The sequence below is a fragment of the Undibacterium sp. CY21W genome (genome assembly GCF_014284265.1).
GTDB classification, from domain to species: Bacteria; Pseudomonadota; Gammaproteobacteria; order Burkholderiales; family Burkholderiaceae_D; genus Undibacterium; species Undibacterium aquatile.
Genome location: NZ_JACOGE010000004.1, coordinates 175,964 through 192,514, shown reverse-complemented (window position 1 = coordinate 192,514; position 16,551 = coordinate 175,964). Strand labels below are relative to the sequence as shown.

Sequence of the window (16,551 nt, the reverse complement as noted above, 5' to 3'; positions counted from 1 at the left end):
TTCAGCTGACTTCCTGCTTAGAATCGCGAGCTAACAAGCGCATACTCATTTCTCTGGCAGAAACGCCATCAAATAAAACTCCCGCCACCGCGTTCGTAATCGGCATATCGACGCCCAGTCGGGCTGCCAGACTGCGCACCGCCTGCGCGCAACGTACGCCTTCGGCAACATGACCCAACTCTTCGATAATCACCGCGAGCGACTTTCCTTGTGCCAGCGCCAGGCCGACTTTGCGGTTACGCGACAAATCACCGGTGCAGGTCAGGATCAAATCGCCAACGCCAGTCAGGCCCATCAGGGTTTCCGCTTTACCGCCGAGCGCAACGCCAAGCCGACTGATTTCTGCCAGACCGCGTGTCATCAAGGCCGCCCGCGCATTCAGGCCAAGACCCAGTCCGTCAGCCACACCGGTGGCAATCGCCAGAATATTTTTGACTGCCCCGCCGACCTCGACACCGACCAGATCGTCGCTGGAATACACCCGCATCGCATTGACGTGCAAAGCTTGCACAACACGCTGGCAGAGTGCCGGTGAAGTCGAAGCAATCGTCAGCGCGCAAGGCAATCCCTGCGCGACTTCCTGTGCAAACGATGGACCGGACAAAGCACCGATGGCCACATCATCGCCCAGTATTTCGCGGGCAATCTGATGCGGCAGTAACTGCGTCGCCTCTTCAAAACCTTTGCACAGCCAGATCACATTTTGCGGCGCATACGGCAGGCAAGCCTCTAAAGTCGGGCGCAGACCGGATACCGAAGTCGCAATCACCAGCAGGCTGTCATTCCCCGCAACATGCGCCATTGCAGCGGAAAAATCCGCAGTGATTTCGAGATTGTCTGGCAGCGGAAAACCCGGCAGATAGGCGACATTCTCACGCTGCACCTGCATTTCCTGCATCGCGGCCTGATTCCGGCCCCACATCAATACTTTGTTTTTTGCTGTCAGGGCAATCGCCACTGCTGTGCCCCAGGCACCTGCGCCTAATACGCTGATATTCATGCTCTTACCTACGATGGAAATCATCAGAAACGGCTCAAATATACTCCCACCAGTATATTTTGAAGCCCTTTATTTATGCCGACAATCGGTGGTTTTTTTATAAAAACAGGGGGAGTATGCGAATTTCGCCCTGAAATACCGGCTGTCTTCAGTGATCGATTCCGCCAGCTTTACGCCCGCAAATACAATCTGTCATTACGCATCACATACAAAAAAAGGACAGCACGCTGTCCTCTTTTGAATTACTGCCGTCAAACCAGCGATCAGGGCGGAATTATAAACCCCAGACCTCGTTCACTTTTACGTAACCAAGTTGCCCGTCGCGATGCCGGACTTTGACCCAACCGGCCGAAGCAGGTTCGGCCATTTCCAGCAAGACGTTTTTCTCAGCGCTGAATACCAGTGCGGCACTGTCATCAGCACTGGCGCGGATTTTCGCGTTGGCAACCCGCACAATCAGATTGCGGCGGGTAATCAGATCCTTGGATTCGACCCAGCTCAGGTCGCCCGCCATATCCCTGACTTTACTCCACGCACCCGAGGTGAAAATCACTTCCACCGGCATGCCGCGTGGCGCCACATAGACTTTGCCACCTTTGACCGATGGCGCGTCGTACATAATCACAGGCGTCGCACCAACCGAACGGAACTCCATCGCCTGCACCGGCGCTGTCACCAGCGTCGCCAACAGACTCAGGGTAGAAATGGAAATCAAGCCGCGCATGAACTTCTTTCTTCACCAGCGCGGATCGTCAATCAGATGGCGATCCGGCGGGTATCAGGAAAATTACTGGATAGTCGCAGGTGCTTCAGCTGCGTTAGCCTGATCTGCTGCGATTTGCAAACGTTGCGCATAGAAGGCTTCAAAGTTGATTTCCGACAGATGAATCGGTGGGAAACCAGCGCGGGTGATCGCATCGGCGACGTTAGAACGCAGGTATGGATAGATGATGTTCGGGCAACCGATACCCAGCAATGGATCGAGCTGATCTTCAGGGATATTGCGCGCTTCGAAAATACCCGCTTGTTTGCCTTCAACCAGGAACGCTACTTTGTCGCCGATTTTAGCTGTCACAGTCACTGTCACTGTGGATTCAAAAATGCCATCCGCCAGTTTTTCATTGCCGACATCAACAGAAACTTCGATGCCAGGGGCTTCTTGTTCCAGGAAAATCGCTGGAGAATTTGGCTGTTCAAGCGACAAATCTTTCAGATATACGCGTTGGATTTGGAATACGGGCTGCAGATTTTCGTCAGACATGTGAGACTTTCTAAAATTCTAAAAGATTAATAATGAACAGCGAGATGGGCAGATAGGGCCGATTCTGGCCATTTCAAGATCGCGCCGCCTTATTGTAGCAAGGAGACTGCAAAAATCACAACTTCGCAGACACTTCAACAGCAAGCCCGTAGAAAATCCGGTCAAAGCCGGATTTTCTACTCAAGGATTCAGCAAAGCATCGAGCTTACCGGCACGATCAAGGGCCGACAAATCGTCAAAACCACCGACATGGGTGTCGCCGATGTAAATCTGCGGCACCGTGCGGCGCCCGGTTTTCTGCATCATCGCGTCGCGTTCGGCAGGATCAAGATCAATGCGCACTTTGTCGATTTCATCGACGCCCTTGGATTTCAACAGGCGTTCAGCCATCGTGCAATACGGACAAACGCCCGTGCTATACATACGAACTTGCGGTTTCATACACTTCTCCAGCTACTTTACAGCTTACTTAACAATCGGCATACCCTGGGTTTTCCAGGCTTCGGTGCCACCATCGAGACTGAATACCTGCGCAAATCCGGCTTTATTCAACACAGAAACGGCATTCGAAGAACGCACGCCCGTCGCGCAGACAGTGATCACCACTGCATTTTTGGACTTTTCGATTTCTTTCAAGCGATTATTGATTTCTGCCAGCGGGATATTTTTTGCATTCGGCAGATGGCCCGTCGCAAATTCGTCTGCGCTACGCACATCCAGCACCAGCGTTTTGCCCTGATTGATGTATTGTGTCGCCTGTAATTGCGACACTTTGGCACCACGGCGTTGCAACAAAGGCAGCAATAAAGCACCACCAGAAATCAACGCAATACCGATCAGAAAAATATTATCAAGAATGAATTTCACAGGTTTCCAGTAGTAAAAATGGTTATCAGAAGCCCGTCATTATAAAATAGATGCAGCGAACATATTTAAATGCATACTAACCACGACTTAAACTGACCACTATGTACAAAATCGTATTAATGCGACACGGTGAATCCACCTGGAATCTTGACAACCGTTTCACCGGCTGGACCGACGTTGACCTGACCCCGAAAGGCGTCGCCGAGGCGACACAAGCGGGGAAATTACTCAAAGAAGCCGGGCTGACATTTGACCTGGCCTACACTTCCGTCCTCAAACGTGCAATCCGCACGCTGTGGGGCACGCTCGATGAAATGGATCTGATGTGGCTGCCAGTCGTGCACGACTGGCGTCTGAATGAGCGCCACTATGGCGCGCTGCAAGGCCTGAACAAAGCAGAAACTGCCGCCAAGTACGGTGATGACCAAGTATTGGTATGGCGCCGCAGCTATGACACACCGCCAAATCCGCTGGCAGAAGACGATGACCGCACGTCGTTTAATGATCCGCGTTATGCCGGTCTGGATCGCAAACAAATCCCATTGACAGAATGTTTGAAAGACACAGTGGCACGCGTCGTACCGGCATGGGAAGACAGCATTGCACCTGCGATCCGCTCTGGCAAACGTATCCTGATCTCAGCACACGGCAACAGCCTGCGCGCCCTGATCAAAATGCTCGATGGCATCAGCGACGACGATATCGTCAATCTGAATATTCCTAATGGTCAGCCTTTGGTGTATGAACTGGATGCTGATCTGAAACCAATCAGACATTATTACCTCGGTGACCAGTCGGCGATTGAAGCCGCACTGAAAGCCGTTGCCAGCCAGGGTAAATCCAAGTAATCCTAGATGCAAAAACACACACGCTTTTTGCTTTCCAGTCTGCTGTGCCTGTCGATCACAGGTACAGCAGCATCAGGCTTTGCCGCCAGTAACTCGCGCGCCCTGCAAAAAAATAAAGCAGAAGCTGAACGTGCAGAGTTGCAGCAAAAACTGAAAGCATTAAAAACAGACATCAATAAGACCGAGAGCGCCAAAGATCAGGCCAGCGATGCACTCGCCGAGTCTGAAAAAGCCATCTCGGAAGCGAACCGGTCTTTACGCGATTTGCAGAACGAACAAGCGCAGACCGAAGAAAAACTCCGGCAACTGACCGAGCAACAACAAGCCTTAAGCGCACAGATAGAAAAGCAAAAAAAACAACTGTCGACGTTCCTGCGCCGGCAGTACATGCATGGCGACAGCGATCGTATCAAGCTGCTGCTGTCCGGTGACAATCCGAACCGGATTAACCGCGATCTGCAATACATGGGCTATGTCTCGCAAACGCAGGCAAAAATGATAGAAAGCCTGCGCAGCAGTCTGAAAGCGGCAGAAAAAAATACCCAGGATGCGCAAGAGGCCAAGGCTGAACTCGATGAAATCGCTGAAGAAGAAAAAGACCACAAGATCGCGTTAGAAAAAGAAAAGAAAAAACATGCGACGCTGGTCGGACAGTTATCAAACAAACTCTACGCACAAAAAAAACAGGCAGATAATCTGCAAAAAGATGAACAAAGACTGAGTAATCTTGTCTCACGTCTGAATCAACTGATAGAAGAGCAGTTGAAAGCCGATAAACTGCGCGCGGAACAGGAAGAGAAACAGCGCCAGGAAAGAATTGCGGCGCAAAAGGAAAGAGCAAAGCAGGCGGCGCTGGACAAGAAAGCCGGTAAGAAGCCGAATCCGAATGCGATTGATGCCGATGAACCGCCACCGAAACAGGCGAAGTCAGAAGCACCACCGGCCGGAGAATTTGATCGCTTGAAAGGGCAATTAAGACTACCAGTCAAAGGCGAAATTCTGGCGAAGTTTGGCAGCAAGCGCGGCGATGGTCCAAGCTGGAAAGGTTTATTCATCAAAGCCGGTGAAGGCAGTGAAATTAAAGCCATCGCAGCGGGCAAAGTCATTTTTGCAGATTGGTATAAAGGTTACGGAAATATGATTATTGTTGGTCATGGCGACCAATACATGAGCATCTATGGCAATAATCAGGCAGTATTGAAACATGTCGGCGACAGCGTCAAAGCGGGCGACATTATTGCCAGTGCCGGTAACAGCGGCGGCAATGAAGAATCAGGTTTATACTTTGAAATCCGTCATCAGGGACGGGCATTTGATCCACTTAACTGGATCGTCGTTAAATAGGCATTAGGTGAATCATGGGCAGTAAATTTAAGAATTTCGGTTTAATCGGCCTGGGCATGGTCGCTGGCGTGGCGGTTTCCATGCAGTTTTCTGCTCTCGCGCAAAAAAATGCCGGCAGCCCCCTGCCTGTGGAAGAGTTGCGCCAGCTGGCTGATGTCTTCGGTCTGATCAAGTCAGATTATGTCGAACCTGTCGATGATAATAAACTGCTGACAGAAGCGATCTCTGGCATGGTGGCATCGCTGGACCCGCACTCCGCCTATCTGGATAAGAAATCCTTTAAAGAATTAAAGGAAGGCACACAAGGTAAATTCGTCGGCCTCGGCATTGAAGTCGGGATGGAAGACGGCTATGTCAAAATCGTTTCACCGATTGAAGATTCCCCTGCCTACCGTGCTGGATTAAAACCCGGCGATCTGATCACACGCCTCGATTCGCTGCCAGTCAAAGGCATGACGCTCGATGAAGCCGTCAAAAAAATGCGTGGTGAACCGAATACCAAAATCACGCTGACGATTGCCCGCAAAACGGAAGACAAACCAATTATCGTCACCATCACACGTGAACTGATCAAACAGCAAAGTGTGAAGGCCAAGATCGTTGAACCTGGTTATGCATGGCTGCGCATCTCGCAATTCCAGGAGCCAACCGTTGAAGATATGGCCAAGAAAATCCAGATTTTGTATGCGCAAGACCCTGCAATCAAAGGTCTGGTGCTGGATTTACGCAATGATCCGGGCGGCGTACTGCCAGGCGCCGTCGGTGTGTCCGCTGCGTTTTTGCCTAAGGATGTGCCGGTGGTTTCCACCAATGGACAGTTGGCAGACTCGAAAGCAACCTTCTATGCCAAACGCGAATATTATGCAGGCCGCGCAATGGGCGACCCGCTGGCCAAATTACCGGAAGCCATTAAAAATGTGCCTATGGTTGTGCTGATCAATACCGGTTCTGCTTCTGCATCTGAAATCGTCGCCGGTGCTTTGCAGGATTACAAACGTGCAACGGTGATCGGTACCCAGAGTTTCGGTAAAGGTTCTGTGCAGACCATACGCCAGATTTCTGCTGATACAGCAGTCAAACTGACGACTGCGCGCTACTACACACCGAATGGCCGCTCGATACAGGCAAAAGGCATCGTGCCGGATCTGAATGTGGAAGAAACAGCCGAAGGCGATGGTTTCAACAGTTTCCGCGCACGTGAAGCAGATTTGCAAAAACATCTGACGAACGACAAAGAAAAAGAAGTTGTCCGCCCGAAAGTGGACGAGCTGGAGGAAGAACAACGCCTGCTGGCATTGGCCAAGAAAAGCAAACCACTGGAATACGGCAGCAAAGAAGATTTCCAGTTAGCGCAGGCGCTGAATCATCTGAAAGGCTTGCCGGTCAAAGTGACTGAGCCAAAAGAAGTGAAAGAAACAAAAGACGCAGCAAAAGACGGTGCGGAAAAATCAGAGAAAACCGACAAAGACGGCAAATCTGATCACAAGAAAAAATAATCAGACCTTCAAGGCCGCTGCACAGCGGCCTTTTTTATCTCATGAACGACAATCAACTCCTGCGCTATTCGCGCCATATTCTGCTTGAACAGATAGGCATAGAAGGCCAGAAAAAAATTACTGAAGCCAAAGTTCTGATCATCGGTGCCGGTGGCCTTGGCTCGCCTGCCGCTCTGTATCTTGCCAGCGCCGGTGTCGGTAGCCTTACCCTGGTTGATAATGACTTCGTCGATCTGACAAATCTGCAAAGACAAATTCTGCATACCACTGAGCGTGTTGGCATGGCGAAAGTCTTATCCGGCCGGACAGCGCTGCAACAGATCAATCCTGATGTTCATGTCATCGCCCTGCAAGAACGGGCTCAAGATCAGCGGCTCGAAGAGCTGATACAGCAAGTGGACATTGTGCTTGATTGCTGTGACAATTTCAGCACGCGTCATGCGGTGAACGCTGCCTGTGTCAAATATCAACGACCGCTGGTCTCCGGTGCGGCCATTGCATTTGATGGCCAGATCAGCGTCTTCGATGCGCGTAATACAGAATCGCCTTGCTATGCATGTCTGTTTCCACCAGATCAGAAATTCGAGGAAGTCCTGTGCTCCAGCATGGGTGTCTTTGCGCCACTGGTCGGCATCATCGGCACCATGCAGGCAGCCGAAGCCTTGAAGCTGATCATGCAAACGGGTAAATCTCTGCAAGGCCGCTTACTGCTGCTGGATGCAATGAGTATGGAATGGACGACGATAGGAATGAAAAAAAATCCGCGTTGCCCGGTTTGCGGTGAGCAACACTAAGCGCTTCCTTCATTTCAATCATGTTTGCCGGCGAATGTTTCCGGCTCAGCCCGATTTCCCAGAAAAATCATGTACACACTTTATTACGCTCCGGCGACCGCCAGCATGGCGGTGCATCTGGCCTTACTGGAAACAGGTGCGCCCTACGAACTGCAACTGCTTGATTTTGAAAAAAATCAGCAGAAAGATCCCGCTTACCTGCGTCTGAATCCGAACGGGGTCGTGCCGACGCTGGTGTGCGATGGTAAGCCATATATAGAAACGGCCGCGTTGATGATGTTGCTCGCTGAGCGCCATCCGGCGGCGGGTCTGGCCGGCACGCCGGAACAATACGAGGAATGGCGTCAGTGGATGGTTTATCTGAGTCACAATCTGCAGGCCACATATCGTTTCTGGTTTTATCCGTCAGAACTGGGTTATGCAACGCATCCCGATGAGGTACGTCATGCCCTGCAAACGCGTATAGAAAAAATATGGGATCAGTTAGATCAGCACCTGAACGCGCATGGCCCTTATCTTCTCGGTGCACAATTCTCAGTCGCCGATCTGTATCTGACAGTATTGATGCGCTGGTCACGTAACATGCCGCATCCGGCAACCGAATGGCCGGCACTGAATCATCTGGTGCAATTGATCACCAATCGCCCGAGCTGGAAAAAAATGATGGAAATAGAAGGCGTGGATATCTGGCCTGAGGACAAAACCGTATGAGTAAGCCAACCGATTTATACGCTGTCACCCAGATCGCCGGTTATCCGGAAATCAGTATTTCCGAATTCATCGGTGTGCGCTCTCTGCATTTATCGTCCGATGCAATACAAGGCTCCATGCGACTGGCCATGCCAGATCAGATTGAGCTGGAATACGTGCAACAAATGATGATGTGGCTGCTGTTCAACAAGACGCCGCAACACATCGTGCAGTTGGGACTCGGTGCAGCCGCACTGACTAAATTCTGTTACCGCCAATTCCCACATGCGCAAGTCACCGCCATCGAGCTGAATCCGAATGTGATCGCTGCCTGCTATCAGCATTTTCGCCTGCCACCCAACGATGACAGGCTGCATGTCGTCGCCATGGATGCCATGACATACGTGACCGATACCGCGCATCACGGCAAAGCCGACGTGATGCAGGTTGATCTGTACGATGCCGCCGCCGAAGCACCGGCACTCGGCAGCCCGGAGTTTTATCAGGCTTGCGCAGATTGTCTGACAGATGACGGCATACTGACGGTCAATTTATTCGGCAACCCGGAACACTACGAAGCCAATTGCAATGCGAATCTGGACGCCTTGAATGCGGCCTTTGATGCGGTCGTCTGGCTACCGATGGTGCACGATGCGAACACCGTCGCGATCGCCTTCAAACAGGCACCGGCAGTCGATTTCGATGTGCTGTATGAACGCGCAACAGAGATCAGAGTCAGCATGAAATTGCCGGCGGCAAAATGGGTTAACGGACTGAAAGCCTGGATGCAGGATACGCAGTGATGTCAGCCTGTTGTTAGTCTGTTGTCACTCCGGCGTATGACAACAGACGCATAATTTATTGCAATCCGGATCCCGAAAATATGCGCCGTAGTAATCTGCATGATACTGCGGCCGCAGCCCAGGAGCACCTTCGCAAGTCGCCCCCAACTGTATCGCCTTTGCGTACACTCGCCTGACCATCGCGCGATCAGACGCCAGTAAGGCAATCATCTGCCCATTTCCTGCCGAGGCTGGCGCTCCATTAAATGGTCTGCCGATCAAAAATAGAGGGCGCGGCTGATCAGCTTTAATCCATCCTGCCCACGCCTTATCTTCTTCAGAAAATTTAAGTTGTAATGCCAGTTCAGTCATCACTCCCGAATAGAAGTGAAAAGCGCGCTGGAAATCATTCACGCCAATAAATACATGAGATAGCATCGCATTCCCTCATTATGCTCATACCACATCAGTGAGATTTTTTCGTCAGCCCCAGATAGGTATCGATCACGCGCTGATCATTGGCAAGTTCTGCGGCATTTCCTTGCAGTGCAATCGCACCGGTTTCCAACACATACGCATAGTCGGCCACCTGTAAAGCAGCGCGCGCATTCTGTTCAACCAGTAATATGGCGACGCCGGTTTGCCTGAGTCGCTGAATGATGTGAAAAATTTCTTTGACGATCAATGGCGCCAGACCAAGGCTGGGTTCATCGAGCATCAGCAACTGCGGTTTTGCCATCAGTGCGCGCCCCAGCGCAAGCATCTGTCGCTCGCCGCCGGACAAGGTGCCCGCTTCCTGATGACGCCGCTCCTTCAAACGCGGAAATAAATCAAACACCACGCTGAGCTGATCGGCATAGTTTTTTTCCCCTGCCTGATAACGCCGATAACTGCCTAACAAAAGATTGTCTTCCACTTTCATGCTGGCGAACAATTCGCGCTTTTCCGGCACCAGCGACATCCCCATCGCGACGCGTTTTTCTATGCTGATGCCGCGTAAATCCTGCCCGTTAAAAAGAACCTGTCCACGCTGGCTACCGCTGGCAGGCAAGGCGCCAGCGATGCCGTTGAGCATCGTTGATTTGCCTGCGCCATTCGGGCCGATAACGGTCACGATCTGCCCACGCTCCACCCGGATATTCGTCGCCTGCAAGGCTTCGACCTTGCCGTACAACACCTGCAATTGATCGGTGACCAGCAGCGCTTGTGAATTTGCCTGTGAATTTTCTTGTGTCATCAGTCTATTCCACCTAAATACGCTTCCAATACTGCCGGATGTTGTTGAATTTCTTGCGGCAAACCTTCGGCTATTTTGCTGCCGAATTCCATCACGACCAGATGATCGGTCAGATTCATCACGAAATCCATATCGTGTTCCACCAGCAAAATACTCATTCCTTCGGCACGCAATTTTCGCAACAACTCTGCGAGTTCCTGCTTTTCCTTATAACGCAAACCAGCGGCAGGCTCGTCGAGCAACAGCAAAACCGGGTCGCAGCACAGCGCACGTGCAATTTCCAAAATACGTTGCTGACCCAGCGCCAGATTGCCTGCTTCTTCATGCATTAATTGCGCTAATCCGACCCGCTCAAGCTGGCGTGCTGCTTCGGCCAGCAAGCTGTCTTCGATTTTCCGGTCGCGACGCAAAATACTGGCGAAGACTTCGCTGACATCGCCTTGCTTGTGTCGCAGGTGCGCTCCTATCGCCACGTTTTCCAGCACACTCATATCCGCCAGCAAACGCACATGCTGAAACGTGCGGGCGATGCCGAGTCTGACGATATCGCGGGAGGCAAAATCTGTAATGTCCTGTAACTGACCATTGCTATAAAACCGTACCGCGCCGCTAGTCAGCGGCAACACACCTGTTACGAGATTAAACATCGTCGATTTACCAGCACCATTCGGCCCTATCAGACCGACAATCTGACCAGCGCTGACGCTGAACTGCATGTCATTCACAGCAACCAGACCACCAAACTCTTTGCGCGCCTGCGCTATCTCTAAAATCACATTACCACTGGCTGGCTTAATACGACTGGCGAGTGGCGCACTGTGAGTGTTGATCACGATAGCCGGTTCTGTCGCCAACCACGGCCGGAATATATTTTTCGCAGCGCGAAGCAGATAAGGCCAGACGCCATCACGCGCCGTTTGCAGCAATAAAATCAGTAATACGCCAAAAACGATCACTTCAAAATTACCATTACTGCCCAACAAAGCAGGCAGGATCGCTTGTAGTTTATCTTTCAGAATGGTCAGCAATGCCGAGCCCAGCAAAGCTCCCCACACATGCGCCGCGCCACCCACCACGGCCATAAACAAGTATTCGATACCGGCATTCAAGCCAAATGGTGTCGGGTTCACGGAGCGCTGTAAATGGGCATACAACCAGCCGGAAATACTCGCCAGCATCGCGGCCAGCACAAAGATGATGACTTTCATGCGGGCGGTATTCACCCCCATCGCTTCCGCCATCACACCACCCCCTTTGAGCGCACGTATCGCACGACCGGGACGCGACTGCAACAGATGTTGTACCGCCAGCGTTGCCAGCAACAATATGGCCCAGATCAGCAGATACATGCTGCGGCCGCTATCAAGCCTGATGTCGAAGATCGCAATCGACGGAATGCCGTTGATGCCATCGTATTTCCCCAGAAATTCGAGATTGCCGAACAGGAAAAACAGGGACAATCCCCAGGCGATCGTCCCCAGTGGCAGATAATGCCCGGATAAGCGCATCGTAATCATCCCGATTGCCAGAGCTGCCACGACAGTGATCAGCAAACCGGCAAGCAAACCCAGCCACGGTGATAAGCCCGCCGTCGTGCTCAGGTAAGCAGTGGCATACGCTCCGATACCGACAAACGCCGCCTGCCCGAAAGACGTCAGGCCGCCGACACCTGTCAGCAAAACCAGACCCAGCGCAACGATCGCATACAAGCCTATGTAATTCGATAAAGTGATCCAGAATTCGGGAACCGGTAATGCCGGGAAAATGAACACCAGCGCCAGCAATACGTATTTTCCATAACGCAGGAGGTGACTCATGATTCCTCCTCGTCATTGTGTTTACTACTGAGAGAACGCCACAGCAACACCGGGATGATCAGCGTAAACACGATCACCTCCTTATAAGCGCTGGCCCAGAATGAAGAATACGATTCAAGCAAACCAACCAGTAAGGCACCGGCAGCAGCCACCGGATAACTGAACAAGCCGCCGACAATCGCCCCGACAAAACCTTTCAGCCCGATCAGAAAACCACTGTCGTAATACACGGTCGTCATTGGTGCAATCAATACGCCGCACAAGGCACCTAAGGCTGCCGTCAGCGTGAAGACCAAACGACCTGCCTGCGTCGTACCTATCCCGACCAGTTGCGCACCAAGACGATTGACGGCAGTCGCCCGCAACGCCTTACCAGATAAACTGCGCTCAAAATAGACATACAAAGCGATCATCAGCGTGACAGAAACGGCAATCACCACCAGACTCTGGCCTGAGATCATCAGAGAACCTAGCTGTAATTGTGCGTCACTGAAAGCAGCAGTTCGTGAGCCCTCGGCACCGAACATCACCAGGCCCAGACCGGTCAGCGCCAGATGCAGCCCGACGGAAACGATCAGCAAAACCAGCGTACTGGCCTCAGCCAGCGGCTGATAGGCGAGCCGGTACATCATCGGCCCCATAGGTATCACCAGCAGCAGCGCCAACACGACCTGTACCAGCATAGGCAATTCCTGCAATGGCAGATAGCGCATCAACAGCCAGAGCAGCAACGGCAACAACAACAGCTTTACTGTATCTGGCAACAATGCACGTAAAAAATTCGCGCTGCGCTGCGGCGCGCGCAGAGACTGATAAATTTCTTTGAGCAGACACAGCACGCCCAATGACAGCAACAAGCTTGCCGAATGTGGAAATTGTCCCGACTGTATCGCGGCCAGACTCAGCGCACCGAAAGCGACAAATTCACCTTGAGGAATAAAAATAATGCGGGTAACAGAAAACACCAGCACCAGTGCCAGCGCCAGTAGCGCATATATCGCACCACTGGTGATGCCATCCTGCGCGAGGATGGCGGCAATCGAAAAATCCATGGAAAAAACTTTCTCGCTGAAACAAACAGATCTGAACTATCGCTGCCGATGAAGCGTGACAGTCTTTGCTGATTTACATTTAAAAGCCGACTTCAAAGTACATCCCGAAGACCAAGCAAAAGGGAGCCGCAGCTCCCTTTTATAGCGAATGCTAAGGCTTATTTCGCCTGCCCCGCCAGTTTCCATTTGCCGCCGACAATCTGCACCATCACGCGGGAACGCTGATCCAGGCCAACATGATCGCCGCTGTTCATATTCACGATGCCATGAGAAACCGGCAGATTTGTGGTGTTTTCTATCGCCGTCCGCAACGCTGCCCTGAATTCTTTGGTTCCCGGCTGGGCTTTTTTCAACGCCGTTGGAACTGCGTTTTCCAGCAATAATCCGGCATCCCAGGCATGCCCGCCAAAGGTCGAGACTGAGCCTGCTCCGTACGCTTTTTCATAGACGCCGGTGTAACGCAAAGCAGATTTTTTCACCGGACTATCTGCCGGTAACTGCTCAGCGACCAGCAAAGGGCCTGCCGGTAACCAAGTGCCTTCGCAATCTTTGCCACAAACACGCAGGAAATCATTGTTCGCAACGCCATGCGTCTGATAAATCTTCCCTTTATAACCGCGCTCTTTTAAAGTTTTTTGTGGCAAGGCTGCAGGCGTGCCAGCGCCAGCGATGAACACCGCATCGGGATTACTGGCGATAATTTTCAGGATTTGTCCGGTGACCGACGTATCCGGACGGGCAAAGCGTTCGTTTGCCACGATTTTTATTTTGCGTAATTCTGCCAGTTTGGAAAATTCTTTGTACCAGCCTTCGCCGTATGCATCATTGAAGCCGATGAAGCCTACTGTCTTAATACCAGCATCGGCCATGTGACTGATGACCGCCGTAGACATATGCGAATCATTTTGTGGCGTCTTGAATATCCAGTGACGCTTTGCATCCGACGGAGAAATAATGGAGGCGGCCGCTGCCATTGATATCATCGGCGTTTCTGTCTCCGCCGCTACATCGATCATCGCCAGAGAAGTCGGCACGATGGTCGACCCTATCAATAAATCTACCTTATCTTCTGATACCAGTTTGCGCGCATTTTTGACTGCCGTCGTCGAATCAGAAGCGTCATCGAGAATAATGTATTCGACTTTTTTTCCGCCAATTTCTTTCGGCAACAAAGCAAAAGTATTTTTTTCAGGTATGCCCAACGAGGCACCGGCACCCGTAGCGGAAACATTCACGCCGACTTTAATCTGAGCCGCGACATTCGCGCTGAACATGAGGGCAATCAATGCAGGCAAAGCTGCGAGGGCGTAGCGTTTTTTCATCGGTCATCTCCTGTTGAGATCATGCAAATGATCTTGTCTATTTTTTGTCTGTCGTTGGAATTTGTCAGCATATGCTTGCTGTTGCCATTCCGAGTGTAACCCGTCAGCGATCTGCGGCACAACCCGTAATGATTTCAGCAGGCAATATGCAGCAACTACCGTTGTAAGAGCCTGACTGTAAATGCGCCGCGCAAGGCATTGCACAACATGATCTGATCGGCATTATCGAGATCAGCAAGGGTCAGCGATTGTTCGCGCACCCGGTATTGCTGCTGAAACTCAGGCTCTTCCAGTAATACCGAACGCATCACCCCGGGCAGCACGCCGTCAGATAAAGTCGGGGTCAGCCATACTCCCTGTTTCTGAATCAGGATATTGCTGCGACCACCTTCGGTCAGATGTCCTTGCTCATTGAAAAACAGCATGTCAAAAGCACCTTGGGCTTCAGCTGCTTTCCAGGCTTCGTCGTAGCGTTGCCGAATGCTCGATTTATGCTGCAAAAATAATTCATCGCTGGATGTAGTCTGTTGCGCCAGCATCACGCCGGGATGCGCGTTCAGCGGTGTTAACACGCCTGACGTAATCGCCACCTGACCTTGCGCATTAACCGCCAGACGTAAGCGATATGCGGTCTGTGGCGGCAAATTGGCACAGAACCCTTGTACTGTGCGGATGATCTCTTTTTCATTCCAGACAAAGCCGAAATACTGGGCAGACCGGCGTAAACGCTGTAAATGGCGCGTCCAGTAACGACAGCCTTGCTCACGCGTGGCATACATGGTTTCAAACAATTCAAACTGCGCTGGTAATCCTGTCAGAAATTTTGCCTTCAACTGGCACTCGGCAAATTCTTCGTCTGCGCGACTGTCGTACACTATTCCGGCTCCCACCCCCATGACGCCTCGCCGCACAACGGTGCGCTCCCCTGCCCCCTTATCTGGTGCCTGCAATTGCAAAGTACGGATAGGTACCGACAGGCAGAAATCGCCGGGTATATTGCTACGCTGCGGCGGATCAAACCAGCCTATCGCACCGGTATATAAATCACGTGCGGCTGGTTCAATTTCACGGATGATTTGCATGGTTCTGTGCTTAGGTGCGCCCGTGATCGAACCACAAGGAAACAGCGCGTTGAGTATGTCGACCAGCCCCAGATCAGCACGCAGACGCGCATGTATCGTCGAGGTCATCTGCAGCACACTGGAAAATCGTTGGACTTCAAATAATTGCGGCACTTGCACCGATCCGATATCCGCAATACGACCGAGATCATTGCGCAGCAGATCGACGATCATCAGGTTTTCTGCACGGTTCTTGGTATCTGCGGCCAGTTCTTTTGCCAGTTGCTGATCACGCAGCGTCTCGCCCGTGGCGGCCGCCGTTCCCTTCATGGGTTTGGCGTATAAGTTTCCTTGCTGATGCCGGATGAAGAGTTCCGGTGACATGGAAATCACGATGTCACCCTCCGGCATGTAAATCAGGGCACCGTAAGGCACAGGCTGACGTTCGCGCAAACGCCGGTATAAAGTAAACGGGTCGCCATAGGCATCGAAGTGCAGGCGATAAGTGTAATTGACCTGATACGTATCACCGGCGGCGATATAGGTCTGTATTTTTTCTATCGCCTCAATGAAAGCTGACTCATCCACATCCGCGTGGATATCTGCCACCCCCGCCACAGAAGCCGGGATTTCGCTCAATAGCTGTTCTACCTGAGTTCCGTTCAGCCGCTGACAATGCTGAAAAATCGCCACCCTTGAGACGGCAGCAGTGTCACGCGGAGCTATGTTTTGTAATTGCGCGCCGGTCTCATAGGACAACAAGGCCACGCCATAATACCCATCCTGTAACGCCGCTTCCAGCGTTTGAATAAAACCGGGCCAGTCTTGTAAATTCCGGCATTCGACTACTCTCTGAAAGCCATAATACAAGCGCGACTGCGCCGCATCCGCCTGGGCATCATCAAGCAATGCAAACGGCTGAGCGGAATGCAACAGCTGTGATAAAGAAAAATTGGATGGAAAAATATCAGACACGGTCA

General features: G+C 51.7%; 17 protein-coding genes. 6 read left to right on the top strand and 11 right to left on the bottom strand.

Annotation, left to right across the window (positions count from 1 at the left end):
• Position 1: 1 nt before the first annotated feature.
• The 5 genes from H8K29_RS11190 to H8K29_RS11170 form a co-directional block, all read right to left on the bottom strand.
• A complete protein-coding gene (locus H8K29_RS11190; RefSeq protein ID WP_186897825.1) occupies positions 2-1,000 on the bottom strand; it encodes an NAD(P)H-dependent glycerol-3-phosphate dehydrogenase in 999 nt (332 codons plus the stop codon).
• Positions 1,001-1,274: 274 nt separating this feature from the next.
• Positions 1,275-1,724, bottom strand: coding sequence for an SH3 domain-containing protein (locus tag H8K29_RS11185; RefSeq protein WP_186884386.1), 450 nt, complete (start codon positions 1,722-1,724; stop codon positions 1,275-1,277).
• Between the two features lie 63 nt (positions 1,725-1,787).
• A complete protein-coding gene (gene secB, locus H8K29_RS11180; protein WP_186884385.1) occupies positions 1,788-2,261 on the bottom strand; it encodes a protein-export chaperone SecB in 474 nt (157 codons plus the stop codon).
• A 180-nt stretch (positions 2,262-2,441) separates the two neighbouring features.
• The gene (gene grxC / locus H8K29_RS11175; protein WP_186897658.1) at positions 2,442-2,702 is read right to left on the bottom strand and encodes a glutaredoxin 3; all 261 of its coding nucleotides are present in this window, start codon (positions 2,700-2,702) and stop codon (positions 2,442-2,444) included.
• Positions 2,703-2,726: 24 nt separating this feature from the next.
• Entirely contained in the window at positions 2,727-3,128 is a 402-nt protein-coding gene (locus H8K29_RS11170) for a rhodanese-like domain-containing protein (RefSeq protein WP_186884383.1), read from the bottom strand.
• 101 nt (positions 3,129-3,229) lie between these two features.
• Here H8K29_RS11170 and gpmA point away from each other — a divergent pair, with 101 nt between their 5' ends.
• From gpmA to H8K29_RS11140, 6 genes are all read left to right on the top strand, one after another.
• Positions 3,230-3,976: a 2,3-diphosphoglycerate-dependent phosphoglycerate mutase gene (gene gpmA, locus H8K29_RS11165; RefSeq protein WP_186884382.1), complete on the top strand. Its 747-nt coding sequence runs from the start codon at positions 3,230-3,232 to the stop codon at positions 3,974-3,976.
• A gap of 6 nt (positions 3,977-3,982) precedes the next feature.
• A complete protein-coding gene (locus H8K29_RS11160; protein WP_186897657.1) occupies positions 3,983-5,320 on the top strand; it encodes a murein hydrolase activator EnvC in 1,338 nt (445 codons plus the stop codon).
• Between the two features lie 14 nt (positions 5,321-5,334).
• Positions 5,335-6,816, top strand: a complete 1,482-nt coding sequence (locus tag H8K29_RS11155) for a S41 family peptidase (RefSeq protein WP_186884380.1) — start codon at positions 5,335-5,337, stop codon at positions 6,814-6,816.
• 41 nt (positions 6,817-6,857) lie between these two features.
• Complete coding sequence (locus H8K29_RS11150) at positions 6,858-7,610, top strand: molybdopterin-synthase adenylyltransferase MoeB (RefSeq protein WP_186897656.1); 753 nt, start codon at positions 6,858-6,860, stop codon at positions 7,608-7,610.
• A gap of 69 nt (positions 7,611-7,679) precedes the next feature.
• On the top strand, positions 7,680-8,321 hold the full coding sequence (locus tag H8K29_RS11145; RefSeq protein WP_186897655.1) for a glutathione S-transferase family protein: 642 nt from the start codon (positions 7,680-7,682) through the stop codon (positions 8,319-8,321).
• Positions 8,318-9,103: a spermidine synthase gene (locus tag H8K29_RS11140; protein ID WP_186897654.1), complete on the top strand. Its 786-nt coding sequence runs from the start codon at positions 8,318-8,320 to the stop codon at positions 9,101-9,103. Before H8K29_RS11145 ends, H8K29_RS11140 begins: the two co-directional genes overlap by 4 nt.
• Positions 9,104-9,127: 24 nt before the next feature.
• Here the strand turns inward: H8K29_RS11140 and H8K29_RS11135 are convergent, their stop codons facing one another.
• The 6 genes from H8K29_RS11135 to pabB all read right to left on the bottom strand — a co-directional run bounded on the left by H8K29_RS11135 (position 9,128) and on the right by pabB (position 16,546).
• The gene (locus H8K29_RS11135) at positions 9,128-9,520 is read right to left on the bottom strand and encodes a VOC family protein (RefSeq protein ID WP_186897653.1); all 393 of its coding nucleotides are present in this window, start codon (positions 9,518-9,520) and stop codon (positions 9,128-9,130) included.
• A 28-nt stretch (positions 9,521-9,548) separates the two neighbouring features.
• Positions 9,549-10,319 (bottom strand): ABC transporter ATP-binding protein, encoded by a 771-nt coding sequence (locus tag H8K29_RS11130; protein ID WP_186897652.1) that lies wholly within the window; start codon positions 10,317-10,319, stop codon positions 9,549-9,551.
• The gene (locus H8K29_RS11125; RefSeq protein WP_186897651.1) at positions 10,319-12,136 is read right to left on the bottom strand and encodes an ATP-binding cassette domain-containing protein; all 1,818 of its coding nucleotides are present in this window, start codon (positions 12,134-12,136) and stop codon (positions 10,319-10,321) included. Before H8K29_RS11125 ends, H8K29_RS11130 begins: the two co-directional genes overlap by 1 nt.
• Positions 12,133-13,188: a branched-chain amino acid ABC transporter permease gene (locus H8K29_RS11120; RefSeq protein WP_186897650.1), complete on the bottom strand. Its 1,056-nt coding sequence runs from the start codon at positions 13,186-13,188 to the stop codon at positions 12,133-12,135. The genes H8K29_RS11125 and H8K29_RS11120 overlap by 4 nt, the downstream gene beginning before the upstream one ends.
• 158 nt (positions 13,189-13,346) lie before the next feature.
• Complete coding sequence (locus H8K29_RS11115; RefSeq protein ID WP_186897649.1) at positions 13,347-14,510, bottom strand: ABC transporter substrate-binding protein; 1,164 nt, start codon at positions 14,508-14,510, stop codon at positions 13,347-13,349.
• Between the two features lie 155 nt (positions 14,511-14,665).
• A complete protein-coding gene (gene pabB / locus H8K29_RS11110; RefSeq protein WP_370527172.1) occupies positions 14,666-16,546 on the bottom strand; it encodes an aminodeoxychorismate synthase component I in 1,881 nt (626 codons plus the stop codon).
• Between the last annotated feature and the right edge of the window lie 5 nt (positions 16,547-16,551).

What these genes read in the sequence shown, in the direction of transcription:
- H8K29_RS11115 (WP_186897649.1), bottom strand. Translation starts at nt 14,510, where the DNA reads ATGAAAAAACGCTACGCCCTCGCAGCTTTGCCTGCATTGATTGCCCTC.
- H8K29_RS11130 (WP_186897652.1), bottom strand. Translation starts at nt 10,319, where the DNA reads ATGACACAAGAAAATTCACAGGCAAATTCACAAGCGCTGCTGGTCACC.
- H8K29_RS11140 (WP_186897654.1), top strand. Translation starts at nt 8,318, where the DNA reads ATGAGTAAGCCAACCGATTTATACGCTGTCACCCAGATCGCCGGTTAT.
- gpmA (WP_186884382.1), top strand. Translation starts at nt 3,230, where the DNA reads ATGTACAAAATCGTATTAATGCGACACGGTGAATCCACCTGGAATCTT.
- grxC (WP_186897658.1), bottom strand. Translation starts at nt 2,702, where the DNA reads ATGAAACCGCAAGTTCGTATGTATAGCACGGGCGTTTGTCCGTATTGC.
- H8K29_RS11155 (WP_186884380.1), top strand. Translation starts at nt 5,335, where the DNA reads ATGGGCAGTAAATTTAAGAATTTCGGTTTAATCGGCCTGGGCATGGTC.
- H8K29_RS11190 (WP_186897825.1), bottom strand. Translation starts at nt 1,000, where the DNA reads ATGAATATCAGCGTATTAGGCGCAGGTGCCTGGGGCACAGCAGTGGCG.
- H8K29_RS11160 (WP_186897657.1), top strand. Translation starts at nt 3,983, where the DNA reads ATGCAAAAACACACACGCTTTTTGCTTTCCAGTCTGCTGTGCCTGTCG.
- H8K29_RS11185 (WP_186884386.1), bottom strand. Translation starts at nt 1,724, where the DNA reads ATGCGCGGCTTGATTTCCATTTCTACCCTGAGTCTGTTGGCGACGCTG.
- H8K29_RS11135 (WP_186897653.1), bottom strand. Translation starts at nt 9,520, where the DNA reads ATGCTATCTCATGTATTTATTGGCGTGAATGATTTCCAGCGCGCTTTT.
- secB (WP_186884385.1), bottom strand. Translation starts at nt 2,261, where the DNA reads ATGTCTGACGAAAATCTGCAGCCCGTATTCCAAATCCAACGCGTATAT.
- H8K29_RS11120 (WP_186897650.1), bottom strand. Translation starts at nt 13,188, where the DNA reads ATGGATTTTTCGATTGCCGCCATCCTCGCGCAGGATGGCATCACCAGT.
- H8K29_RS11145 (WP_186897655.1), top strand. Translation starts at nt 7,680, where the DNA reads ATGTACACACTTTATTACGCTCCGGCGACCGCCAGCATGGCGGTGCAT.
- H8K29_RS11150 (WP_186897656.1), top strand. Translation starts at nt 6,858, where the DNA reads ATGAACGACAATCAACTCCTGCGCTATTCGCGCCATATTCTGCTTGAA.
- H8K29_RS11125 (WP_186897651.1), bottom strand. Translation starts at nt 12,136, where the DNA reads ATGAGTCACCTCCTGCGTTATGGAAAATACGTATTGCTGGCGCTGGTG.